Raw genomic sequence first — 23092 nt, 5'->3', positions numbered from 1 at the left:
GGAGCTTGAATGTTCGAGGAAGACAACGCGCAGTGGGGGCTGGTGCATGCCCTGGTGCTCGATGGTAAAGGCGGCGCACGCACGATTGCCCGGACCGAACTGGACGCTCTTGACCTGCAGCCGCAGGAAAGCCTTTGGCTGCACTGGGACCGCAGCCATCCGCAGACCCGCAGCTGGCTGCTGCGCGACAGCGGCCTGAGTGAGTTCGCCTGCGACCTGTTGCTGGAGGAAAACACCCGGCCGCGCCTGCTGGCGCTGGCTGGCGAGCAGATGCTGCTGTTCCTGCGCGGGGTCAACCTCAACCCGGGGGCCGAGCCCGAGGACATGGTCTCGGTGCGTATCTTCGCCCAGGCGCAGCGGGTCGTGTCCCTGCGCCTGCGGCCGCTGCGCGCCAGCGACGAGATCCTCCAGCAGTTGGAGGAAGGTCGGGGGCCCAAGTCGGCCTCCGAGCTGTTGCTGCTGATGGGCGAGCTGCTCACCGAAAAGGTCCAGGCCCTGGTCAGCGACCTGTCGGAGGTGGTCGATCTTGAGGAAGAGAAGGTGGAATCCGACGAACGGTATAGCCCTGCCCAGGGCAGCCTGCAACAGATCCGCCGTCGGGCCGCCGGCCTGCGCCGTTTCCTCGCCCCGCAGCGCGACATCTATGCCCAGTTGGCGCGCAACAAGTGGAGCTGGTTCGCCGATGCCGACGCCGATTACTGGAACGAGCTCAACAACAGCCTGATCCGCTACCTGGAGGAGCTGGAACTGACCCGCGAGAGGGCTGCCCTGGTGCTGGAGACCGAGGACCGGCGGCGTAGCGAACGGATGAACCGGACCATGTACCGCTTCGGCATCATCACCTGCATCTTCCTGCCCATGAGCTTCGTCACCGGGCTGCTGGGCATCAATGTCGGCGGTATTCCGGGGGCGGACAGCCCCTTTGGCTTCCTCTTCGCCTGCCTGGTGGTGCTGGGGCTGGCGGCGGGGCAGTGGTGGCTGTTCCGACGCTTGCGGTGGGTATAGATGAAGAGTGTGCTGGGGCGGTCTTTTCGCGGGCAAGCCCGTTCCCACAGCCACCGCGCCGCTCTCAAGGGCTTGCCCGCGAAAAGGTCGTCCTGCGCTGGTCTTGAAACATGCGTCCCACATCCCAGTGTGACCCATTGCCCGGCGCCCTCGTCTCTGACAGATACTGCGCGAGGTGCCCATGCACGATCCGTTTGAAGAATCCCTGCGTGACCTGCTCAAGGCATCGCCGTCCGGCCATGACCGCGACGACGCCGCCTGCCTGGGTCGCGTCCTGAAAACCGCCAACCGCCAGGTCGGCGCGGGCGATCTGTTCAGTCTGCTGGGCCGCTGGAGCCAGGCGCTGCTGATCGCCGTGAACAATGGCTCGGCGCATGTCGCGCCGGTGCGCCGCAACCCTGCCGCTGGCAGAAAAGCTGATAAGGCCGATTGAATATGGAACTCGATCTCTGGACCCAGAGCCTGGTCACCGCCATGACCGCCCTTTGGACCAAGGTGGCGAACTTCATCCCCAACCTGTTCGGTGCCCTGGTCGTGGTGCTGCTCGGCTTCGTGGTGGCCAAGCTGCTCGATACGCTGTTGTCCAAGCTGCTGGCCAAGTTCGGCCTGGATCGCCTGATGAGCGGTACCGGGCTGACCAAGATGCTTGGCCGGGTCGGCATCCAGGTGCCGATCTCGACCCTGATCGGCAAGATCGTCTACTGGTTCGTGCTGCTGATCTTCCTGGTGTCCGCCGCTGAATCCCTGGGGCTGGAGCGGGTCTCGGCGACCCTCGACATGCTCGCCCTGTACCTGCCCAAGGTGTTCGGCGCGGCCCTGGTGCTGCTCGCCGGCGTACTCCTGGCACAGGTGGTCAACGGGTTGGTGCGTGGCGCCGCCGAGGGCATCGGCCTGGAATATGCCGCGGGCGTCGGGCGTATTGTCCAGGGGCTGGTGATCATCATCAGCATCTCGGTGGCCATCAGCCAGCTGGAGGTCAAGACCGACCTGCTCAACCACGTGATCGTCATCGGCCTGATTACCGTTGGTCTGGCCGTTGCTCTGGCGATGGGCCTGGGCAGCCGGGAAATCGCCGGGCAGATCCTGGCCGGCATCTACGTTCGCGAACTCTACCAAGTGGGCCAACAGGTGCAGATTGGCGAGGTCGAAGGGCAGATCGAGGAGATCGGTACGGTCAAGACGACACTGTTGACCGATGATGGCGAATTGGTGTCGCTGTCCAATCGAGCATTGCTCGAACAACGAGTCAATAGCCGCTAACCGCACAAAAGCTGTTAATGTATGCCGCCGCGAAAAACGGCCCAAGGGGGCCGAGCGGCGACATTGACCTGACTGTCGGCCAGATCCGTTTTGAATAAAGTTCACTCGCTGCCCATGCGCTATGACCCCCGCGAGCTCACCGACGAGGAGTTGGTGGCGCGTTCGCATGAGGAGCTGTATCACGTTACCCGCGCCTATGAGGAACTCATGCGGCGCTACCAGCGGACCCTGTTCAACGTCTGTGCGCGTTACCTGGGGAACGACCGGGATGCGGACGATGTCTGTCAGGAAGTGATGCTGAAGGTGCTGTACGGTCTGAAGAACTTCGAGGGCAAGTCCAAGTTCAAGACCTGGCTCTACAGCATTACCTACAACGAATGCATTACCCAGTACCGCAAGGAGCGTCGCAAGCGACGGCTGATGGATGCCCTGAGTCTGGACCCTGTCGAAGAGGCGTCCGAAGAGAAGGCTCCGAAGGCCGAAGAGAAAGGCGGGCTGGATAAATGGCTGGTCCATGTCAACCCGATCGACCGCGAAATCCTGGTGCTACGATTTGTCGCAGAGCTGGAGTTCCAGGAGATCGCTGACATCATGCACATGGGCCTGAGCGCCACGAAAATGCGCTACAAACGGGCGCTCGACAAGCTTAGAGAGAAATTTGCCGGGTTGACTGAAACTTAGTGGCTGGTAAATACCTCTAACCAACCGGCGAGTTCTGCTAGACTTGCCGACGAGTTGTCCCCCGGAGTTTGTCGGGACTGCTTAACTATCACCAGATGGGGATTTAACGGATGAAATTGAAAAACACCTTGGGCTTGGCCATTGGTTCGCTTGTAGCCGCCACTTCAATTGGCGCTCTGGCACAAGGTCAAGGCGCCGTCGAAACCGAGATCTTCTACAAGAAGGAATTCTTCGACAGCCAGCGCAACTTCAAGAACGACGGTAACCTGTTCGGTGGTTCGATCGGTTACTTCCTGACCGACGACGTCGAACTGCGCCTGGGCTACGACGAAGTTCACAACGCGCGTGGCGACGACGGCAAGAACATCCTGGGCTCCAACACCGCCCTGGACGCCGTTTACCACTTCAACAACCCGTACGACGCCATCCGTCCGTACGTTTCGGCTGGTTTCTCGCACCAGAGCATCCGCCAGACCGGTCGCAGCGGTCGTGACCACTCCACCTTCGCCAACGTCGGCGCCGGTGCCAAGTGGTACATCACCGACATGTTCTACGCCCGTGCTGGCGTAGAAGCCCAGTACAACATCGACCAGGGTGACACCGAGTGGGCACCGAGCGTCGGTATCGGCCTGAACTTCGGCGGTAGCCCGAAGCAAGCTGAAGTCGCGCCTGCTCCGGTTGCCGAAGTCTGCGCCGACAGCGACAACGACGGCGTCTGCGACAACGTCGACAAGTGCCCTGACACTCCGGCCAACGTCACCGTTGACGCCGACGGCTGCCCGGCAGTCGCCGAAGTCGTACGTGTCGAGCTGGACGTCAAGTTCGACTTCGACAAGTCGGTGGTCAAGCCGAACAGCTACGGTGACATCCAGAACCTGGCTGACTTCATGAAGCAGTACCCGCAGACCACCACCACTGTTGAAGGTCACACCGACTCCGTTGGTCCTGACGCTTACAACCAGAAACTGTCCGAGCGTCGTGCCGATGCGGTCAAGCAGGTCCTGACCGAGCAGTACGGCATCGAGTCCTCCCGTGTTGATTCGGTTGGCTACGGTGAGACCCGTCCGGTCGCCGACAACGCCACCTCGGAAGGCCGTGCCATCAACCGTCGCGTTGAAGCTCAGGTCGAAGCCCAGGCCAAGTAATTGGTTTGATGCTTCACGGAAAAACCCGGCTTCGGCCGGGTTTTTCTTTGGTGGGGGTTTTATTGGGGCCGCTTCGCTAACCCACCAATGCCCGTAACTCGCCCGCTAGCGCTGCCGATTCGCCCACGACCTCGCCAATGACCAGGATCGCCGGGCTGCGCAGGCCGAACGCCAGGGCGTCGTCCGTCATCCCACCCAACCGGCTGCGGCACGCCCGCTGTTGGGGCAACGAGGCGTTCTCGATCATCGCCACCGGTGTGTGCGCCGCCATACCACCTTCCAGCAGGCCGCGACGGATATGCTCCAGCCGCGCCACCCCCATGTACACCACCAGCGTCGTGCCGCCCTCGGCCAGGGCCTGCCAGTTCACTTCGCTGTCATCCTGGGTATGCGCTGTCACCAGCGTCACGCCCCGGCTGACGCCGCGCAGGGTCAGGGGGATCCCGCACTGCGTCGCGCCGGCCAGCCCTGCGGTGATGCCGTTCACCACCTCCACCTCGATGCCCCGCGCCTGCAGCCACAGCGCTTCTTCGCCGCCGCGGCCGAAGATGCACGGGTCGCCGCCCTTGAGTCGAACCACGCAGCGGCCCTGGCGGGCGTGGCGCAGCATCAGGCGCTGGATGAACGCCTGGGGCGTGGAGCGGCAGCCGCCGCGCTTGCCCACGGCAATGACCCGGGCGCCTGGGCAGTGCTCCAGCATGGCGGGGTTGACCAAGTCATCGACCAGCACCACCTGCGCCTGTCGCAGCGCACGCACGGCCTTGAGGGTCAGCAGCTCGGGGTCTCCAGGGCCGGCACCGACCAGCCAGACTTTCGCATTCATTCGTATTCTCCTCATGGGCAGGCACCGTTCAGCCCTTGAACAGGGCGAAGAGCACGATCAGGTTCAGCAGCAGGGAAAGCAGCGCCAGGGTTCTCCAGGTCTTCAGTGGTTCGCGTTCCAGCAGGGGGCGAGGGCGCCCGGGCAAGTCCTGGCGGTCGCCGCGCTCGAGCAGCAGCAGCCATTGTTCGGCGGTTTCGAAGCGTTGGCCGGGGTCTGCGGCCACCGCCTGCTGCAGGTTGTGCTGCAGCCACTCCGGCACATCGGGGCGATAGCGCGCTGGGTTCACCGGGTGGCTGAAGCGCGGGCGCTGGAAGGCTTCGATCTCGCCATAGGGGTAGTGGCCGGTCAGCAGGTGGTACAGGGTCACGCCGGCTGCGTAGAGGTCCTGGCGCGGGCTGGGAGGCTGGCCTTCGAAGGCTTCCGGGGCGATGAACGACGGCGTGCCGGGCAATAGGTGCGGCGTATCCTCGGACAGGCCCGGGCAGTAGGCCAGGCCGAAGTCCAGCAGGCGCAACTGGCCGTCGTCGCCAAGGTGCAGGTTGTCTGGCTTGATGTCCCGGTGCAGCAGGTTGCGCCGGTGCAGGATGCCCACGGCCTGCAGCAACTGGCGCGCCACTTCGAGCCAGCGCGCCAACGACAGCGGCCCGTGCTCGGCCAGCAGGGCGGCCAGCGTCTGGCCGGGATACTCGCGCATCAGGTAGTACAGGTGCTGGCGCTGGCTGGCGGCATGCACCTCGGGGAAGTGTCGGCCGCTGACCCGGCGCAGGAACCACTCTTCCAGCAGCAGGCGCTGGGCGGCACCTTCCTGGTGGGCGGGCAGGGTCTTGAGCAGCCAGGCTTGCCCCTGCCTGTCACGGGCGCGGTAGAGCACCGATTGCTGGCTGCGCGACAGCAAGGCCTCGATGTGCCAGCCATCGAGCGACTGACCTGGGCGCAGCGCGGCCGGGATCGGCCATTGCTGCAACTGCGCCAGGGTGTCGCCGAGGTTCGCCGGGCCGAGCTGTTCGACACGCACCAGCAGGGCGCTGGCGTTGTCCTGGCTGCCACAGCGGTGGGCCGTGGCGACCAGGGTGTCGGCGGCCTCCTGCAGGTCGCTCTGCTCGCGCAGCAGCGAACGGATGCGCTGGTCCCCCAGGCTTGCCCACACCCCATCGCTCAGCAGCAGGAAACATTCGCCGTGGCGCAGCTCGCCCTCCAGGTAATCGACCAGCAGGTGCTGGTCCAGGCCCAGTGCACGCTTGAGCACATGCTGCATGCCGGGCTGGTCCCAGACATGGTCTTCGCTCAGGCATTGCAACTGGTCGTCGTGCCAGCGGTAGGCGCGGCAATCGCCGACGTGCGCCAGGGTGAAGCGGCGCCCGCGCAACACCAGGGCGGTGAGGGTGGTCAGCAGGGGCTGGCCGTTGCCCTGGGCGCGCAGCCAGCGATTCTGTGCCAGCAGCAGGCGATCGAGGGCCTGGGCCACGCTCCAGGTCGCCGGGGTGGCGTAGTAGTCCAGGGCCAGCGCCTGCAAGCTGGCCCGTGCCGCCAGGCCGCCGTCGGCGCACTGGCTGACGCCGTCGGCGAGGGCGAAGAGGTAGCCCTTGCTGGCGGCCAGCTCCGCTGCCGGCGTGACCAGGCGCAGGGCGTCCTGGTTTTCCACGCGCGGCCCGGTGGCGCTGGCCTGGGCGAAGTTCAGTCGCAAGTCCATGGGCGGCGTTCAGATGCGGGCCGTGGTGACGGCCGCCGAGCCCCAGGTGGTGCGCCAGCGCTGCTTGACACCGTACAGGCCGAACCAGGCCAGCAGGCCCAGGCTGGCGAACAACCACAAGCCCAGCTGGTAGTCACCGGTATGCTGCTTGATGGCGCCGAGGCCGGCGGCCAGGAGGAAGCCGCCGATACCGCCGGCCATGCCGATCAGTCCGGTCATCACCCCGATCTCTTGGCGAAAGCGCTGCGGCACCAGCTGGAAGACTGCGCCGTTACCGGCGCCCAGACCGAGCATGGCGCTGACGAATAGGGTCAGGGCGGCAGTGGCACTGGGCAGGTTGAAACCCACCGCTGCGATGCACACTGCAGCCACGCTGTACATGGCCAGCAGGGTGCGGATACCGCCGAAGCGATCGGCCAGGGCGCCGCCCAGCGGGCGCATCAGGCTGCCGGCGAACACGCAGGCGGCGGTGTAGTAGCCGGCGGTGACCGGGCTCAGGCCGTACTGGTCGCTGAAGTAGCCGGGCAGGGCGCTGGCCAGGCCGATGAAGCCGCCGAAGGTGACGCTGTAGAAGAACATGAACCACCAGCTGTCGCGATCGCCGAGGGCCTTGAGGTAGTCGGCCATGGCCTTGGGCTTGGGGCGCTGTGGCGCGTTGCGGGCGAGCAGGGCGAACAGCGCCAGGGTCAGCAGCAACGGCACGAGGGCGAAGCCGAACACATTGTTCCAGCCAAAGCCTGCGGCCAGGGCGGGCGCCAGCAGGGCGGCGAACACCGTGCCGGAGTTGCCGGCCCCGGCGATGCCCATGGCCTTGCCCTGGTGCTGCGGTGGATACCACTGGGAGGCCAAGGGCAGCGACACGGCGAACGAGGCACCGGCGAAACCGAGGAACACGCCCAGCAGCAGGGCCTGTTCATAGGTGTTCACGCCCAGTTGCCAGGCACAGGCCAGGGCGACGATGACCACCACCTGGCCGATCAGGCCGGCGGTCTTCGGCGACAGGCGATCGACCAGCAGGCCCATGGCGAAACGCAGTATCGCGCCCGCGAGGATCGGTGTGGCGACCATCAGGCCCCGTTGCTGGGCGCTCAGTTGCAGGTCGGCGGCGATCTGCACCGCCAGAGGGCCGAGCAGGTACCAGACCATGAAGCTCAGGTCGAAGTACAGGAACGCGGCAAACAGGGTGGGCACATGCCCGGATTTCCAGAAGCTCGTACTCATCGAACACCTCGCGCGGTTGCAGCGGTAGTCATGCCCTGCCTGCGCAGGGCGGAACGAAAAAGACGCCGCTTCCCTGTCCACCGAGGTGGAGGGGGAGCGACGTCTTTGTCGGGAGTGGGGCAACCGCCGTTGGCTACCTGTGGGTATCGTTCAGCAAGAGCCGGGCCAACTTGTGTTGGGTTGAGGGCGAGTCTGTGAATGCTGGCAACGGGTGATCCTAGGGCCGCTTCGCGCCCCATCGCGGGCAAGCCCGCTCCCACACGCCCCTGCAAACCGCATCATTTGTGATCGACTCGCCCTCTCTGTGGGCGCTTGCCCACGAAGCGGCCCCCGGGGGGCTCGAGGCTAGGCTCACATCCTCGAGGCCCTGGCTTCAGCCGAGCATTTCATGCATGGCGATGATCTGCTCGGCCACCTGGATCAACTTCTGCTGGCGGCTCATGGCTTGGCGCCGCATCAGGGTGTAGGCCTGTTCCTCGTTGCAGTCCTTCATCTTCATCAACAACCCCTTGGCCTGCTCGATGCGCTTGCGCTCCGCCAGTTGCTGGTCGCGGGCCAGCAGTTGGGCCTTGAGCGCCTGGTCGCTCTCGAAGCGGGCCATGGCCACGTCGAGGATCGGCTGCAGGCGCACCGCCTGGATGCCTTCGACGATGTAGGCACTGACGCCGGCCTGGATGGCCTGGCGCATCACCCCTGGGTCATGTTCGTCGGTAAAGAGCACGATGGGCCGGGGGCGGTCGCGGCTGACCAGCACCACCTGTTCCATCACGTCCCGGCCCGGTGACTCGGTATCGATCAACACCACGTCCGGATGCACCGTTTCGACGCAGGTGGGCAGGTCGATGGTCAGGCCCGTGGCTTCGATCACCTCGAAGCCGGCTTCGATCAGCGCGGCCTTGAGGCGGCCGACTTTCTTTTCCGTGTCGTCGATCAGCAGGATGCGCAGCATGTTCGTCCCCCTCACAGACCGGCGCGCACGCCGTGCGCCTCGTCCAGGGCATGCAGGCGGAAGCCACGGGCATAGCCGTGGGGATCGCTGCCGTCCCAGTGGATGCCATCGAGCAGCAGGCTGCTGCGCATGGGCGAGTCGTCGCACGGCACGCCGAGCGCCGTGGCCGCCTCACGGTACAGCGCCAGTTGCTGGACCTGGCGGGCCACGCCGAGGTAGTCGGGGTCGTCGTGCAGCAGGCCCCAGCGGCGGAACTGGGTCATGAACCACATGCCGTCGGACAGGTAGGGCAGGTTGGCGCGGCCCTGGTCGAACAGCCGCAGGGCGTGGCGGTCGTGCCACTGGTTGCCCAGGCCGTCCTGGTAGTCGCCGAGCAGCCGCGCCTCGATGCTCGACAGCGAGGTGTCCAGGTATGCCTTGCCGCTGAGCAGTTGGGCAGTGCCTCGGCGGTTTTCCTGGCTTTGTTCGATGAAGCGGCTGGCGGCGAGGATGGCCTTGACCAGGGCGCGGGCGCTGTTGGGGTACTGCTCGACGAAGGCGCGGGCGCAACCGAGCACCTTTTCCGGATGGTCCGGCCAGATCGACTGGCTGGTGGCCAGGGTGAAGCCCTGGCCCTTGGCCACGGCGTCGGCGGACCACGGCTCGCCGACGCAGAACCCATCGATGCGCCCGGCCTGGACATGCGCGGCCATCTGCGCCGGCGGCACCACCACGCTGTGCACGTCGCGCAGCGGGTGGATGCCCTGGCTGGCCAGCCAGTAGTACAGCCACATGGCATGGGTGCCGGTGGGGAAGGTCTGGGCGAAGGTCAGGCGCGCGCCATGCTGGTGCACCAGGCGCGCCAGTGCTTCAGGGCTGGTCACGCCCCGGCGTTGCAGGGCCGGGGACAGGTTGATGGCCTGGGCGTTCTGGTTCAGGCCCATGAGCACGGCCATGTCGCGGGCCGGTACGCCGCCGATGCCCAGGTGCACGGCATAGACCAGGCCGTACAGGCAGTGGGCGGCGTCGAGTTCGCCGCTGACCAGCTTGTCGCGCAGGCCGGCCCAGGACCCCTGGCGCTTGAGGTTGAGGGTCAGGCCGTGGAACTGGGCGAAGCCCTGGGTGGCGGCCACCACCACCGATGCGCAATCGGTCAGGGCCATGAAGCCGATGTCCAGGCTGGTCTTTTCCGGCGCGTCGCTGCCGTTGACCCAGGCCAGGGGCATGCTTGGAAAGTGTGTATTCACGGAGTTCTCGCCGTTGCTCGATAGGCTGTCGTTGTGCCTGACGAAGCAACCCATGTGCCAGGGCCCTGTCGCCCGGGCGACGTGCTGGCTATAATCCACCCCCTCACTCACCGCGAGTCTTGCCCGCCCATGTATACCCTGGCCCGCCAGCTGCTGTTCAAGCTTTCCCCGGAAACCTCCCACGACCTGTCCCTGGACCTGATCGGCGCCGGTGGCCGCCTCGGGCTCAATGGCCTGCTGTGCAAGCAGCCGGCGGCTTTGCCGGTGACGGTCATGGGCTTGAACTTCGCCAACCCGGTGGGCCTGGCCGCGGGCCTGGACAAGAACGGCGCGGCCATCGACGGTTTCGCCCAGCTGGGGTTCGGTTTCGTCGAGATCGGTACCGTGACGCCGCGCGCACAGCCGGGCAACCCTCGGCCGCGGCTGTTCCGCCTGCCGGAGGCGACGGCGATCATCAACCGCATGGGCTTCAACAACCTGGGCGTCGACCACCTCCTGGCACGGGTACGGGCGGCACGCTACGACGGTGTGCTGGGCATCAACATCGGCAAGAACTTCGATACCCCGGTCGAGCGTGCGGTGGATGACTACCTGATCTGCCTGGAGAAGGTCTACGGCGCGGCCAGCTACATCACCGTCAATGTCAGCTCGCCCAACACGCCGGGCCTGCGCACCCTGCAGTTCGGCGATTCGCTCAAGCAACTGCTCGATGCCCTGGCGGCGCGGCGCGAGCAACTGGCGCTCGAGCACGGCAAGCGTGTGCCGCTGGCGATCAAGATCGCCCCGGACATGACCGACGAGGAAACCGCCTTGGTCGCCTCGGCCTTGCTGGAGTCGGGCATGGATGCGGTGATCGCCACCAACACCACCCTGGGCCGCGAGGGGGTCGAGGGCCTGCCGTTCGGCGACGAGGCGGGTGGCCTGTCCGGTGCGCCGGTGCTGGAGAAGAGCACCCATACGGTCAAGGTGCTGTCGGGCGAGCTGGGCGGCAAGCTGCCGATCATCGCCGCCGGGGGGATCACCGAAGGCCGGCATGCGGCGCAGAAGATCGCCGCAGGCGCCAGCCTGGTGCAGATCTACTCGGGGTTCATCTACAAGGGGCCGGCATTGATCCGCGAAGCGGTCGATGCCATTGCGGCGATGCCGCGCCAGTAAATCGGCGGGCATAAAAAAGGGCCCCTCGAAGGGGCCCCTGGGCCTTAGCCCGCCGCCCGGATAGGGCGTGCATGGTGACTCGAATTCAGTGTCCTCGCTCAGCCAACGGCGTGATTTTCGTTGAGTCTCTGGATACCAGCGGTGCCGGTCAGACCGTCCCAGTTGTCGCCCCGTCCTTCACGCCAGCCATTGATCCAGGCTTGGCGAACGGATGGCAGGTTGAAGGGGCAAAGCTCGCGGGATTTGCCGGTGACCCCATACTGGTAGCCACGTGAATATGCTCTTTCCAACGGATCACGCTTAAGTCTTCTCATAGGGTGTTGCCCTCACTTGTTGACTGTAATGTCCCGTCGACCTCTCCGAGGCCGGGCAGAATCTTTCTGCCGGTATGCGCTCGCTGCCGGCGTGGCGAGCAGAAGTGCCGTCCCGTTGCGAGACGGCCTAAGAGGAGTTCTAACCAAAGCGCGTCACACTGTGAATGATCGATTTGTCATAAGGACGTAACCTTTCCGAGGGTCAGAGGATAAGTAAATAAATGCGACTCAACTTTATTTGCTGTTGAGCCCGCTATGATCAGGGTTTAATGCCCCTTGGCGTCATTTGGCCAGTGCTGCTGGAGGATGACGGTAATAATAGGTAATGCGACGAAGGGTCACATCGGCTGCTTCGCCGCCGGAAATTTTCGTACTGCCTGACGATCTAACCTGCTTTCGCCACGGGCGGAGGGTATGTCGATCAGGCGGCCTGGCGCTTCCCGGAGACGGGCAAGGCCACTCGGACGCCTGCTGGAAGGGCGTTCGGGCAAACATCGGCGGGGCGATGCGTCGCCCCGTCACTCACTCAGCCCAAGGCTCTGGATTGCTCATGTCGGACCGTTTCGAACTCTATCTCACCTGCCCCAAGGGCCTGGAAGGCCTGCTCGCCGAGGAGGCCCGCGGCCTGGGCCTGGACGATGTGCGCGAGCACACCTCGGCCATCCGTGGTCTGGCCGACATGGAAACCGCCTACCGCCTGTGCCTCTGGTCGCGCCTGGCCAACCGCGTGCTGCTGGTACTCAAGCGTTTCGCCATGAAGAACGCCGACGAACTCTACCAGGGCGTGCACGGGGTCGACTGGCAGGACCACCTGGCCGCCGACGGCACCCTGGCGGTGGAGTTCAGCGGCCATGGTTCGGGCATCGACAACAGCCACTTCGGCGCCCTCAAGGTCAAGGACGCCATCGTCGACAAGCTGCGCAACCGTGAGGGCCAGCGCCCGTCGGTGGACAAGATCGACCCGGACCTGCGCGTGCACCTGCGCCTGGAGCGCGGCGAGGCGATCCTCTCTCTCGACCTGTCCGGGCACAGCCTGCACCAGCGTGGCTATCGCCTGCAGCAGGGCGCTGCGCCGTTGAAGGAAAACCTGGCGGCGGCGGTGCTGATCCGTGCCGGTTGGCCGCGTATCGCCGCCCAGGGCGGCGCCCTGGCCGACCCCATGTGCGGTGTCGGTACTTTCCTGGTCGAGGCGGCGATGATGGCCGCCGATATCGCCCCGAACCTCAAGCGCGAGCGCTGGGGCTTCAGCGCCTGGCTCGGCCATGTGCCGGCGCTGTGGCGCAAACTGCACGACGAGGCCCAGGCCCGTGCCCAGGCCGGGTTGGCCAGGCCACCGCTGTGGATTCGCGGCTATGAGGCCGACCCACGGCTGATCCAGCCAGGGCGCAACAACGTCGAGCGCGCCGGGCTGGGGGACTGGGTGAAGATCTACCAGGGCGAGGTCGGCAGCTTCGAGCCGCGCCCGGACCAGAACCAGAAAGGCCTGGTGATCAGCAACCCGCCCTACGGTGAGCGCCTGGGCGACGAGGCCAGCCTGCTGTACCTGTACCAGAACCTCGGCGAACGCCTGCGCCAGGCGTGCCTGGGCTGGGAGGCGGCGGTGTTCACCGGCGCTCCGGAGCTGGGCAAGCGCATGGGCATCCGCAGCCACAAGCAATACGCCTTCTGGAACGGCGCGCTGCCCTGCAAGCTGCTGCTGTTCAAGGTGCAGCCCGACCAGTTCGTCACCGGCGAGCGTCGCCAGGCCGATGCCGAGGCTGGCGAGCCGGGGCGGCCTGCGAGCGTGGCCAGTGAGCCGGCGCGTCTGTCCGAGGGGGCGCAGATGTTCGCCAACCGCTTGCAGAAGAACCTGCGCCAGCTGGGCAAGTGGGCCCGGCGCGAGCAGGTCGACTGCTACCGCCTGTACGATGCCGACATGCCGGAATATGCCCTGGCGGTCGACCTCTACCAGGATTGGGTGCATGTCCAGGAGTACGCCGCGCCGCGCTCGGTCGACCCGGACAAGGCCCAGGCTCGCCTGCTCGACGCCCTGGCGGCGATCCCCCAGGCGTTGGGCATCGACCCGCAGCGCGTGGTGCTCAAGCGCCGTGAGCGCCAGAGTGGCACGCGCCAGTACGAGCGCCAGGGCAGCGAAGGCCGCTTCCAGACCGTGAACGAGGGCGGCGTCAAGCTGCTGGTCAACCTCACCGACTACCTGGACACCGGCCTGTTCCTCGACCATCGGCCGATGCGCCTGCGCATCCAGCGCGAGGCGGCCGGCAAGCGCTTTCTCAACCTGTTCTGCTACACCGCCACGGCCACGGTCCATGCGGCCAAGGGCGGCGCGCGCAGCACCACCAGCGTCGACTTGTCCAAGACCTACCTCGACTGGGCGCGGCGCAACCTGTCGCTCAACGGCTTCTCCGAGCGTCACCGCCTGGAGCAGGGCGATGTGATGGCCTGGCTGGAAGACAACCAGGACAGCTACGATCTGATCTTCATCGACCCGCCGACCTTCTCCAACTCCAAGCGCATGGAAGGTGTGTTCGACGTGCAGCGCGATCACGTGCAACTGCTCGACCTGGCCATGGCCCGCCTGGCGCCGGGCGGTGTGCTGTACTTCTCCAACAACTTCCGCAAGTTCCAGCTCGACGCGAGCCTGGTCGAGCGTTACGCGGTGGAGGAGATCAGTGCCCAGACCCTGGACCCGGATTTCGCGCGCAACAACCGGATCCACAGGGCCTGGCGCCTGCAAGCGCGGTGAGTCGACGAGGTACGTTGCGGGGCTGATGGCCAATGGCTATAAATCAGCATAGGGCTGGACAATTCGCAGGACGCTGACGTGATGAGAATGCTCTATGTCGAAGTGTGGCGTGCGTGCGAAGGTGCTCGGCCTGTTCAGCGAAGCGCTGTCCGCCTGGGCCGTGGCCTTGGCGGCCCTGGTCGCGGGCGGCCTGCTCACGGCCGCGCTGGCCATCGCCGCGCAGAGCCTCTACAAGCAGCAGTTGCGCCAACGCTTCGACCTGCTGGCCAATGAGCGCTACAGCCGTATCGCCGAACGCTTCGACGACCAGGAGCAACGGCTGGATGGCTTGCGGCGCTTCTTCACCTACTCCAACGAAATCACCCCCCGGGAATTCGACGGCTATGCCCGCCCGCTGCAGCACCGGACCCAGGCCTACGCCTGGGCGCCGCGGGTCGAGGCCGGGCAGCGCGATGACTTCGAGCGACGGGCCAGCGCCTGGCTCGGCCAGGACTACCGCATCCGCGACCAGGACGGGCAGGGCGGTTGGCGCCCGGCAGCGCCCCGCGACCCTCATTATCCGGTGCTCTACACCCAGTCTTCTGACGTGCTGGGCCTGCCCGCGGGCCTGGACCTGCGTGGCCAGCCCCAGCGCGAGGCGACCCTGGCCCGGGCCGTCTCGCCGGGTAGCATGGCGGTGTCCGCGCCGCTGGATGTGATCAACGCCGAAGCGGGGGCTGTCCGAGGCTTGCTGATGGTGGCGCCGGTGTTCACCGAGAACGCCCTCGGCGGCCCACCCGCCGGCTACGTGATGGCGCTGCTGAGCCTGCATCAGTTGATCGCCGAGGGCCTGCCGCCAGCGGCCGAGGACAACCTGGTGGTGCGTATCCTCGATACCTCCGGGCCGAGTGGCGACGAAGTGCTGTTCGACTCGCAGAGCCCGGTCGCCCGGGTGCGATTGGCCAGCCGGCACCTGTTGCACCTGGCCGACCATCATTACCAGCTCGACATTCGTCCCAGCCTGGTCTTTCTCCGGGCCAATCGCGCCTCCGTGGTCCTGGCGGTCAGCCTGCTGGGCGGCTTGCTGAGCGTATTGCTCAGCGCCTTGCTCTACAGCCTGTTCAGCCAACGGCAGCGGGCCTTGCACCTGGTCGAGCAGCGTACCGCCGAGCTGCGGGTCAGCGAGCAGTCCCTGCGCGAGACCCACAACCAGTTGCGCAGCGTGCTGGATGCCGCGACCCAGGTGGCGATCATCGCCACCAGCCTCAAGGGCTTGGTCAGCACCTTCAATGCCGGCGCCGAGCGGATGTTCGGCTACACGGCCCGCGAGGCGATCGGCCACTTGACGCTGGAGGACCTGGTCCAGCCCGAGGAATTGCATCAGCGTGCCCACGCCTTGAGCCTGCGCTACGGGCGCGAGATCTGCGGTGGCCAGGCGATGTTCGCCGAGACGGTGCAGGAGGGCGGTGGCGAACCGGGGGAGTGGACCCTGGTGCGCAAGGATGGCAGCCACCTGTTGGGCAACATGCTGGTCACCGCGGTGCTCGACGAGCAAGGCCTGTGGGTCGGCTACCTGGCGATCTGCATCGACGTCACCGAGCGCCGGCGTGTCCTCGAAGCGTTGGCCGTGCGTGATCGCCTGCTGGAAAAGCTCAGCGCCGAAGTCCCCGGTGGCATCTACCAGTACCGCCTGGACGCTGATGGGCGTTCCTGTTTCCCCTATGCCAGCAAAGGCTTGTACGACATCTATGAGGTCGACCTGCAGCTGCTGCGCCAGGATGCCACGGTGGTGTTCGAGCGCATCCACCCTGACGACCTGGACCGGGTGCGCAGGTCAGTGCGCTATTCGGCCGAGCATCTCACGCCGTGGCGCGAGGAATACCGGGTGGTCCTGCCCCGGGCGGGCCTGCGTTGGGTCCGTGGCGAGGCGACGCCGGAGGAGGGCGAGGATGGCTGTACCTTGTGGCATGGCTACCTGACCGACATTTCCGATCTCAAGCGGGTCGAGGAAGAGCTCAGGACTCTCTCGGTCACCGATGCGCTGACCGGTATCCACAACCGCCGCTACTTTCAGGAGCGGCTCAAGAGCGAGCTGGAACGGGCCCAGCGGGATGGCCTGGACCTGGCGGTGATCATGCTCGATATCGATCATTTCAAGCGGATCAACGACCAGTACGGGCATGCGGTGGGCGACCATGTGTTGCGCAGCCTGTGCCAGCGTATCGGGCACAGGCTGCGGCGTACCGATGTGTTCTGTCGGCTGGGGGGAGAGGAGTTCATGGTGCTGTGCCCGGGGAGCAATGCCGAGCAGGCGCGCTCGCTGGCGCTGGAGTTGTGGCAGGGGGTTCGCAGTGTGGCGGTGGAGGGCGTGGGCAGGGTGACGGCGAGCTTCGGGGTGGCGGGCTGGCGGCCGGGAGAGGGCGCCGATGCGCTGTTGCTGCGGGCCGATGCCGGGGTGTATGCGGCGAAACAGGCGGGGCGGGATCGGGTCGAGGCGGAGTTGTCCTGAGGTTTGGCAGGGCGGGATTTCGGCATTATGTGTAGGCAAGTACGCCATTTTGGGGGCCGCTTTGCGGCCCCAAGCCCATCAGGGCCCTGTAGCCGCCGTACGCTCGATCAGCTTCGGTTGCCGATAAAGGTCCAACAAGACCTGGTCAAGCACCTGCGAAGCCCCCCAGGGCCGGGGATCGTTGAGGATTGCCGCCACTGCCCAGGTATGGCCGTTGCTGTCCCGAGTGTACCCGGCAATCGCCCGCACGGTATTGAGCGTCCCGGTCTTGATGTGGCCCTCGCCGGTCAGGGCGGTGCGCTTGAGCCGCTTGCGCATGGTGCCGTCCATGCCTACCAAGGGCATGGAACTGATGAACTCGGCCGAATAAGGGCTCTTCCACGCCGCCTTGAGCAGCGCCGCCATCTCCCGCGTGCTGACCCGCTCGGCGCGAGACAGCCCGGATCCGTTCTCCATCACCAGGTGTGGCGCGGTGATGCCCTTGCGCGCCAGCCACTGGCGCACCACGCGCTGGGCGGCACGGGCGTCGTCGCCGTCGACGTCGGTACGGAACTGCGCGCCCAGGCTGAGGAACAACTGCTGGGCCATGGTGTTGTTGCTGTACTTGTTGATGTCGCGGATCACTTCCACCAGGTCTGGCGAGAACGCGCGGGCCAGCAGGCGTGCGCTCTTGGGCACGTTCTCGACGCGGTCGCGGCCCTGGATGGTACCGCCCAGCTCGCTCCAGATCGCCCGCACGGCGCCGGCGGCATAGGTCGGATGGTCGAGCAGCGCCAGGTAGGTCTGGGAGTTGCAGCCATCGCCCAACTGGCCGCTGACCACGACGCTGACACCATTGGCCTGCACCGTCGGGTTGTAGCGCACCTCACCGGTGCACTGCCGGGACGTTAGGGCCTTGACCTGGTTGTCGATGCGGATGTTGGCGATTGGTGGTTCGACCGATACCGTCACCTTGCCGCCGTCGTTACGGGCGACGAAGCGCAGGGCCTTGAGGTTGACCAGCAGCGAGTCGGGCCTGACCAGGAACGGCTTGTTCATGTCGCCGCCGTCATCGTCGAACTGGGGCAGGTTGGGCTGGACGAAGTGGCTGCGATCGAGCACCAGGTCACCGCTGACGGTGCGTACCCCGTTGGCCCGCAGGTCGCGCATCAGCAGCCAGAGCTTCTCCATGTTCAGCTTCGGATCGCCGCCGCCCTTGAGGTACAGATTGCCGTTGAGCACGCCGTTGCTCAGGGTGCCATCGGTATAGAACTCGGTCTTCCACTGGAAGGTCGGGCCGAGCAGTTCCAGGGCGGCGTAGGTGGTGACCAGCTTCATGGTCGACGCCGGGTTCACCGACACGTCGGCGTTGTAGATCGTCGGTGTGCCTGGCCCATCGAGGGGCAGCATCACCAGGGACAGGGCAGAATTCTGCAGCTTGTTGTTCTTCAGCGCCTGCTGCACCTTGGGCGACAGGGTGGTGTTGACGGGGGCGGCCTGGCTGGGCATGGCCAGTGGCAGGAGCAGGCCGGCGAGGAGCAGTGGGCGGAGCGTTTTGATCATAGGTACTGGAACCCTGCGTACGAGGGAAAGGACAACGGGGCTGTACGAGATGATGGCCCCCAGACGAAATATAGTGCGCATTATGCCCCAAGCGTACCGCCCATGGGCCATGTCCGACGGAAAAGCGCCGCATCGCCACGGAAACTGGTAAAGTGCCGCGCGTTATTACTCAAGAGGATTGTTTCATGGCTACCAACCGTTCCCGTCGTCTGCGCAAGAAGCTGTGCGTGGATGAGTTCCAGGAGCTGGGTTTCGAACTGAACCTGGAATTCAAGGAAGACCTGTCCGAAGAAGCCATCGATGCCTTCCTCGACGCCTTCCTCGCAGAGGCCATGGATGCCAACGGCCTGGACTACGTCGGCGGCGATGACTTCGGCCTGGTCTGCCTGGCCAAGCGTGGTTCGGTCAGCGAAGAGCAGCGCGCTACCGTCGAGGCCTGGCTCAAGGGCCGTGGCGAACTGACCAAGATCGAAGTCAGCCCGCTGCTGGACGCCTGGTATCCGGACAAGCCGATCAACGCCAAGGCCGATTGATCCTGCCGAAGCGGCCGCCGTCGGCGTGCCGCTTCACCGAGCGCCGACCGGGCCGTGCAGGTACCGGGCCAGCGCTTCCTCGACGCGGCGCATGTGCCGCGCCAGTGCCTGCCGTCGCAGCTTGAGCTGCATCAGCGGTAAATCTTCCTGTTCAAGGGCCTCGCAGGCCGCCATCAACTCCCTGGCTTCCAGCATCCGTGCCGCGCTGAGGATCTTGTGCGCCTGGCCGGCGATCGCCTGGGCATCTTCGTGTGGATCGATGGCCATCAAGATGGCCAGGTCCTGCTGCAGGCTTTGCAGCAGGGTGGCCAGCAGGCGCTGGCGATCTTCCTGGTTGTCGCCGACGATGGTCGCCAGCCCGTCGAGCGTGAAACGCTTGCGCTTGCGTGGGGATGGCGCGCAGGGCGTTACGCTGGCCAGGCGCTGCTTCAGGGTGCGCAGGCCGATGGGCTTGAGCAGGCAGTCGTCCATGCCGGCGTCCAGGCATTTCTGGCGGATCTCGGGCTGGGCGTTGGCGGTATAGCCGAGGATGACGCAGCGCGGCCGGCCTTGCGCGCCTTCCTCGGCGCGTATCGCCTCGGCGACCTGGTAGCCGCTCATGTGCGGCATGTTGCAATCGAGGATCAGCACATCGAAACCGCCCTCGCGCCATTTCTCCAGGCCTTCGCGGCCATCGCCGGCGCTGGCATGGCGCAGCCCGAGGAACCCCAGTTGCTGCGCCATCAGCAACTGGTTGGCCGGGTGGTCGTCGATCACCAGCACGTTCAGCCGGGTATCCGGTGTGTCCACGTCCGCGACGTCAGGGGGGGCGGACGAGGGCGCCGCGACGCGCTGCAGGGGCATCTGCAGGCGGACGCGGGTGCCGACCCCTTGCAGGCTCTCGAGCGTCAGGTCGCCGCCCATCATCTGGCACAGGTTGCGGCTGATGGCCAGGCCCAGGCCGGTGCCGGCACGTGCGCCCTCGCTGTGGGGGTTGGCCTGGACGAATGGGTTGAACAGCTGACGCAGTTCGTCTTCACGGATGCCGATGCCACTGTCGCGCACCTCCAGGTCAAGGGTCGGGCCGGCTGCCGGGTTTTCGTCGTGCAGGGCCATGCTGATGCGCACCTGGCCGTGTTCGGTGAACTTGATGGCGTTGCTGACCAGGTTGGACAGCACCTGCTTGAAGCGCAGCGGATCGAGCAACGCATGGCAGCGTGCGTTCGCTGCGATGACCACTTCCAGGGACAGCCCTTTCTGCCGCGCCAGGCCATCGAAGACCCGGCCCACCGACTCGACCAGTGCACCCAGGTCGACCGGTTCCACGGACAGGGACAGGTGGCCGGACTCGATCCTGACGATGTCGAGGATGTCGCCGATCAGGCCCAGCAGGTCCTTGGCCGAATGGTAGGCGACCTCCAGTGCCGGTCGGTCCAACTGCCCCTGGTCCGCCCGCCTGACGGCCAGCTCGAGCATGCCGATGATGGCGTTCATCGGTGTACGGATCTCATGGCTGATGGTGGCCAGGAAGGTACTCTTGGCGCGATTGGCATCGTCGGCTTGCTGCTTGGCCTGGCGCAGGGCCTGGACCAGCTTGCGCCGGTCGCTGATATCGATCCAGCCGCCGATGATCCCCTGCACCTCGCCCAGCGAGTCGCGGTAGGGCAGGATCCAGTGGTAGATGGTCAGCTCCCGTCCTTTCATTTGCAGAGGACGATCCAGGATCAGTGGCGTGCCGGCCTCCATGACCTGCTGGTAGTCGGCCTCGATCTGCCGGGTATGTTCAGGGTCGCTGCACAGGCTGTCTGCCAGGCGCTTGCCGATGACCTCCGCGGGCTGCGCCTGGACGGCCTCCAGGTAGCTGTCGTTGCAGCTTTGCAGGCGCCTCTCGCGATCGCGTACGTACATCGGGTGGGGAGTGCCGTTGAGCAGTGCGCGCATGAACTCCAACTGGTCGCTCAGCGCCCGTTCGGCGCGCTGGCGATGCCGGATCTGCCGGCGCAGGCGGGCGTTCCAGACCAGCGCCAGCAACAGCAGCAGGCCGAAGCCCAGCAACACCCGTACGGCCAGGCGGCGAAACTCCCGCCAATGGGCATCGTCCTGCACGCCATAGCCACGCCAGCGGTTGTTGATCACACCCAGTTCTTCCGGCGAGATGCTCAGCAGGGCCTTGTCGAGGATCGAGGCGAGCGCCTGGGCCTGGCCGGTGCTGGCCATCGTGAAGGTGGCTGGCTCGTTGCCGATCGTGCGGCGGATGACCAGGTCGGGATTGCCGGCCAGCGCATGATTGGCGTCGATCAAGGTGGCGATCGCCGCATCCACCGCGCCGCTGCCGAGCAGCGCCATGGAAAAGAACGGGCTTTCGGTCTCGATCCGCCTGACCTGAGGGTGCTGCGTCGCGAGCAGTTCGGCCATGAGGCTATCGCGGGTGATGGCGACCCGCTTGCCCTGCAATTGCTCGAGGGAGGAGGCTTGCCCGGTGCCTGCACGGGTCACCAGCACGTAGTTGCTTTCCAGGTAGGGACGGCTGATCCGCAAGGCGCCGTCGTGTTTCTCGTCGCTGGAAATGGCCGCGATCACGTCCGCCCGGCCGTCCTTGAGGCGGGCGATCATGTCACGGATGCCGCTGGCCCGCTGGACCTCGAAGCGCAGCCCGGTGCGCAGGCGGATCAACTCCAGCAGGTCGGCGGCGATCCCACGGAAATGGCCGCTGCCGTCGAAGTAGGACACCGGGGCCGCGGTTTCGTTGACGGCGACGCGCATCACCGGGTGCTGCTGCAGCCAGTGCTCCTCGTCCGGCGTCAATTGCAGCTTGCGGTCGGTCAGGAGCATGTCGCTGCCGGCGCTCCAGCGCTTGAAGATACTGGCGGTCACGGCGTTGGGCTGGCTGTCGAGCACGGCATCGACCAGTGCCTTGAGCTGGGTATCCTCGCGGCGCATGGCGAAGCTGAAGCCGATGGCTTCGTGATTGCCGAAGCTGGCCATGCGCAGCAGGGGCAGGTGGCCCCGGTTGAGCTGGTAGTGGGTGGAGATGGTGTCGCCGATGAACACGTCGGCCTGGCCGAAGGCCACGGCGTTGAGTGCCTGGGTGGACGAGGGGAAGGCCAGGAGCTCGGCCTGCGGATAGTTGTCATGCACTTCCCGCGCGGGCAGGTAGTGGTAGAGCATGCTCAGGCGCATGCCTGCGAGCCCGTCGTCCAAGGGGCGCATTTCGTCCTCGCGGGTCACCAGCACCGGCTGGTCGATGGCGTAGGGCCGGGACAGCGCCAGGCCCGCCGAGGCTTCGTAGCCATTGGCGCTGCCGAGCAGGTCGATGCGGCCCTGCTTGAGCGCGTCGACCGCTGCCTGGCGGCTGGAAAAGCGCAGCACCCGTACCGGCAAGCCGAGCACCTGGCCGATCAGGCCGGCATATTCGGCGGTGAGCCCCTGGTAGTCGCGGCCGCCGGTGGTGATGTCGAAGGGCGGGTAATCCGGAAAGGATGCACCCATCACCAGTTCCTGTTTGCCTTCCAGCCACTGGCGTTGCGCCTCGGTCAGTTCGGGGCGGGTGGGCTTGACCGTCGATCGCGTGAGCAGGGTGAAGGCCTCGGCATCGGCCTGTGCCGCGTAGGCCTTGCCACAGGCCAGGGCCAGGACGATGCACAGGCAGGTCAGGTAGCGCTTCATTACCTACCCACCTCAGACCAATGCATTGCGTTTGGCCACATCGATCAGGTCGACCAAGGTATCGACCTGGAGTTTTTGCATCAGGCGCTTCTTGTAGGTACTGACCGTCTTGTTGCTGAGAAACATGCCTTTTGCAATTTCCTTGTTGCTTCTACCTTGTGCGAAAAGTTGCAGGACCATCAACTCCCGGTCATTGACCTGTCGGAAAAGTTGTTCCTCGTTGTTCACTTTTCCCGGATTGCTGTTGACTGCCTGGCTGGGGAAGTAGTTGTAGCCGGCAAGTACGGCCTTGATCGCGCTGAGCAGTTCGCCCAGGTCTTCCTGCTTGCAGACATAGCCGGCGGCACCCGAGTGCATGCAGCGCACCGCGAAAAGCGCTGGCGACTGGGCCGTCAGCACCAGCACCTTCAGAGGCAGCGCCATGGCCTGGAAGCGCGACAGCACCTCCAGGCCGTCCAGTTTGGGGATGGCGATATCGAGGATGACCAGGTCGGGGCGCGTTTCGCGGATCATCTGCATGGCATCGACGCCATTGTCCGACTCACCGACGATCCTGTAGTTCTGGTTTTCCAGCAACATGCGAACGGCCAGCCGGATAACGGGATGGTCGTCGACAATAAATACGGAGTGCATATTCAACTTCCTAATGCGGCAGCTGTCGGAAACAGTGCG

General features: G+C 65.7%; 18 protein-coding genes. 9 read left to right on the top strand and 9 right to left on the bottom strand.

The window, feature by feature from the left end; translation table 11 throughout:
* Positions 1 to 9: 9 nt before the first annotated feature.
* From ACDI39_RS08810 to ACDI39_RS08790, 5 genes are all read left to right on the top strand, one after another.
* Positions 10 to 1005 carry a zinc transporter ZntB gene (locus ACDI39_RS08810; RefSeq protein WP_253080513.1) on the top strand — a complete coding sequence of 332 codons (996 nt, stop codon included), beginning with the start codon at positions 10 to 12 and terminating at the stop codon, positions 1003 to 1005.
* A gap of 181 nt (positions 1006 to 1186) precedes the next feature.
* Positions 1187 to 1438, top strand: coding sequence for a CrfX protein (locus ACDI39_RS08805; RefSeq protein WP_225786970.1), 252 nt, complete (start codon positions 1187 to 1189; stop codon positions 1436 to 1438).
* A gap of 2 nt (positions 1439 to 1440) precedes the next feature.
* Entirely contained in the window at positions 1441 to 2265 is an 825-nt protein-coding gene (locus tag ACDI39_RS08800) for a mechanosensitive ion channel family protein (protein WP_225786969.1), read from the top strand.
* Positions 2266 to 2355: 90 nt separating this feature from the next.
* On the top strand, positions 2356 to 2946 hold the full coding sequence (sigX, locus tag ACDI39_RS08795; protein ID WP_225786968.1) for an RNA polymerase sigma factor SigX: 591 nt from the start codon (positions 2356 to 2358) through the stop codon (positions 2944 to 2946).
* A 110-nt stretch (positions 2947 to 3056) separates the two neighbouring features.
* Positions 3057 to 4091, top strand: coding sequence for an OmpA family protein (locus tag ACDI39_RS08790; protein WP_253090882.1), 1035 nt, complete (start codon positions 3057 to 3059; stop codon positions 4089 to 4091).
* Positions 4092 to 4167: 76 nt separating this feature from the next.
* Here the strand turns inward: ACDI39_RS08790 and cobA are convergent, their stop codons facing one another.
* The 5 genes from cobA to ACDI39_RS08765 form a co-directional block, all read right to left on the bottom strand.
* On the bottom strand, positions 4168 to 4914 hold the full coding sequence (gene cobA / locus ACDI39_RS08785; RefSeq protein ID WP_253167555.1) for a uroporphyrinogen-III C-methyltransferase: 747 nt from the start codon (positions 4912 to 4914) through the stop codon (positions 4168 to 4170).
* A 28-nt stretch (positions 4915 to 4942) separates the two neighbouring features.
* Positions 4943 to 6604, bottom strand: coding sequence for a bifunctional protein-serine/threonine kinase/phosphatase (locus ACDI39_RS08780; RefSeq protein ID WP_253167554.1), 1662 nt, complete (start codon positions 6602 to 6604; stop codon positions 4943 to 4945).
* A 9-nt stretch (positions 6605 to 6613) separates the two neighbouring features.
* On the bottom strand, positions 6614 to 7825 hold the full coding sequence (locus ACDI39_RS08775; protein WP_225786964.1) for a nitrate/nitrite transporter: 1212 nt from the start codon (positions 7823 to 7825) through the stop codon (positions 6614 to 6616).
* A 373-nt stretch (positions 7826 to 8198) separates the two neighbouring features.
* Complete coding sequence (locus ACDI39_RS08770) at positions 8199 to 8774, bottom strand: ANTAR domain-containing response regulator (protein WP_225786963.1); 576 nt, start codon at positions 8772 to 8774, stop codon at positions 8199 to 8201.
* 11 nt (positions 8775 to 8785) lie between these two features.
* Positions 8786 to 9979: a CmpA/NrtA family ABC transporter substrate-binding protein gene (locus ACDI39_RS08765; protein ID WP_262923523.1), complete on the bottom strand. Its 1194-nt coding sequence runs from the start codon at positions 9977 to 9979 to the stop codon at positions 8786 to 8788.
* 150 nt (positions 9980 to 10129) lie between these two features.
* Here ACDI39_RS08765 and ACDI39_RS08760 point away from each other — a divergent pair, with 150 nt between their 5' ends.
* Positions 10130 to 11155 carry a quinone-dependent dihydroorotate dehydrogenase gene (locus ACDI39_RS08760; protein ID WP_225786961.1) on the top strand — a complete coding sequence of 342 codons (1026 nt, stop codon included), beginning with the start codon at positions 10130 to 10132 and terminating at the stop codon, positions 11153 to 11155.
* Between the two features lie 98 nt (positions 11156 to 11253).
* Here ACDI39_RS08760 and rmf read toward each other — a convergent pair whose 3' ends face one another.
* A complete protein-coding gene (rmf, locus tag ACDI39_RS08755) occupies positions 11254 to 11469 on the bottom strand; it encodes a ribosome modulation factor (RefSeq protein WP_225786960.1) in 216 nt (71 codons plus the stop codon).
* Positions 11470 to 12019: 550 nt separating this feature from the next.
* Between rmf and rlmKL the strand changes: the two genes are divergently transcribed.
* Together rlmKL and ACDI39_RS08745 are read left to right on the top strand one after the other, a co-directional pair.
* A complete protein-coding gene (gene rlmKL / locus ACDI39_RS08750; RefSeq protein ID WP_486538394.1) occupies positions 12020 to 14212 on the top strand; it encodes a bifunctional 23S rRNA (guanine(2069)-N(7))-methyltransferase RlmK/23S rRNA (guanine(2445)-N(2))-methyltransferase RlmL in 2193 nt (730 codons plus the stop codon).
* 94 nt (positions 14213 to 14306) lie between these two features.
* Complete coding sequence (locus ACDI39_RS08745; protein WP_253100490.1) at positions 14307 to 16700, top strand: sensor domain-containing diguanylate cyclase; 2394 nt, start codon at positions 14307 to 14309, stop codon at positions 16698 to 16700.
* 78 nt (positions 16701 to 16778) lie between these two features.
* Here the strand turns inward: ACDI39_RS08745 and dacB are convergent, their stop codons facing one another.
* Positions 16779 to 18242 (bottom strand): D-alanyl-D-alanine carboxypeptidase/D-alanyl-D-alanine endopeptidase, encoded by a 1464-nt coding sequence (dacB, locus tag ACDI39_RS08740; RefSeq protein WP_225786957.1) that lies wholly within the window; start codon positions 18240 to 18242, stop codon positions 16779 to 16781.
* 185 nt (positions 18243 to 18427) lie between these two features.
* On the opposite strand from dacB, the gene ACDI39_RS08735 reads away from it, so the two are divergent.
* A complete protein-coding gene (locus ACDI39_RS08735; RefSeq protein ID WP_225786956.1) occupies positions 18428 to 18775 on the top strand; it encodes a YggL family protein in 348 nt (115 codons plus the stop codon).
* Between the two features lie 33 nt (positions 18776 to 18808).
* Here the strand turns inward: ACDI39_RS08735 and ACDI39_RS08730 are convergent, their stop codons facing one another.
* Entirely contained in the window at positions 18809 to 22420 is a 3612-nt protein-coding gene (locus tag ACDI39_RS08730; protein WP_486538391.1) for a transporter substrate-binding domain-containing protein, read from the bottom strand.
* 12 nt (positions 22421 to 22432) lie between these two features.
* Positions 22433 to 23053, bottom strand: coding sequence for a response regulator transcription factor (locus ACDI39_RS08725; protein WP_225787154.1), 621 nt, complete (start codon positions 23051 to 23053; stop codon positions 22433 to 22435).
* Positions 23054 to 23092: the final 39 nt, after the last annotated feature.

Source organism: Pseudomonas sp. Tun-23181 (assembly GCF_057415455.1).
The sequence above is the reverse complement of the archived record's forward strand: the minus strand, read 5'-3'. Positions and strand labels throughout refer to the sequence as shown.

Bases quoted from the DNA above. Each gene is read 5' to 3' on its own strand.
- cobA (WP_253167555.1), bottom strand. From the start codon at position 4,914: ATGAATGCGAAAGTCTGGCTGGTCGGTGCCGGCCCTGGAGACCCCGAG.
- ACDI39_RS08765 (WP_262923523.1), bottom strand. From the start codon at position 9,979: ATGCCCCTGGCCTGGGTCAACGGCAGCGACGCGCCGGAAAAGACCAGC.
- ACDI39_RS08760 (WP_225786961.1), top strand. From the start codon at position 10,130: ATGTATACCCTGGCCCGCCAGCTGCTGTTCAAGCTTTCCCCGGAAACC.
- ACDI39_RS08790 (WP_253090882.1), top strand. From the start codon at position 3,057: ATGAAATTGAAAAACACCTTGGGCTTGGCCATTGGTTCGCTTGTAGCC.
- ACDI39_RS08810 (WP_253080513.1), top strand. From the start codon at position 10: ATGTTCGAGGAAGACAACGCGCAGTGGGGGCTGGTGCATGCCCTGGTG.
- ACDI39_RS08735 (WP_225786956.1), top strand. From the start codon at position 18,428: ATGGCTACCAACCGTTCCCGTCGTCTGCGCAAGAAGCTGTGCGTGGAT.
- ACDI39_RS08770 (WP_225786963.1), bottom strand. From the start codon at position 8,774: ATGCTGCGCATCCTGCTGATCGACGACACGGAAAAGAAAGTCGGCCGC.
- ACDI39_RS08805 (WP_225786970.1), top strand. From the start codon at position 1,187: ATGCACGATCCGTTTGAAGAATCCCTGCGTGACCTGCTCAAGGCATCG.
- ACDI39_RS08780 (WP_253167554.1), bottom strand. From the start codon at position 6,604: ATGGACTTGCGACTGAACTTCGCCCAGGCCAGCGCCACCGGGCCGCGC.
- ACDI39_RS08745 (WP_253100490.1), top strand. From the start codon at position 14,307: ATGTCGAAGTGTGGCGTGCGTGCGAAGGTGCTCGGCCTGTTCAGCGAA.
- ACDI39_RS08800 (WP_225786969.1), top strand. From the start codon at position 1,441: ATGGAACTCGATCTCTGGACCCAGAGCCTGGTCACCGCCATGACCGCC.
- ACDI39_RS08725 (WP_225787154.1), bottom strand. From the start codon at position 23,053: ATGCACTCCGTATTTATTGTCGACGACCATCCCGTTATCCGGCTGGCC.
- rmf (WP_225786960.1), bottom strand. From the start codon at position 11,469: ATGAGAAGACTTAAGCGTGATCCGTTGGAAAGAGCATATTCACGTGGC.
- ACDI39_RS08775 (WP_225786964.1), bottom strand. From the start codon at position 7,825: ATGAGTACGAGCTTCTGGAAATCCGGGCATGTGCCCACCCTGTTTGCC.
- ACDI39_RS08730 (WP_486538391.1), bottom strand. From the start codon at position 22,420: ATGAAGCGCTACCTGACCTGCCTGTGCATCGTCCTGGCCCTGGCCTGT.
- dacB (WP_225786957.1), bottom strand. From the start codon at position 18,242: ATGATCAAAACGCTCCGCCCACTGCTCCTCGCCGGCCTGCTCCTGCCA.
- rlmKL (WP_486538394.1), top strand. From the start codon at position 12,020: ATGTCGGACCGTTTCGAACTCTATCTCACCTGCCCCAAGGGCCTGGAA.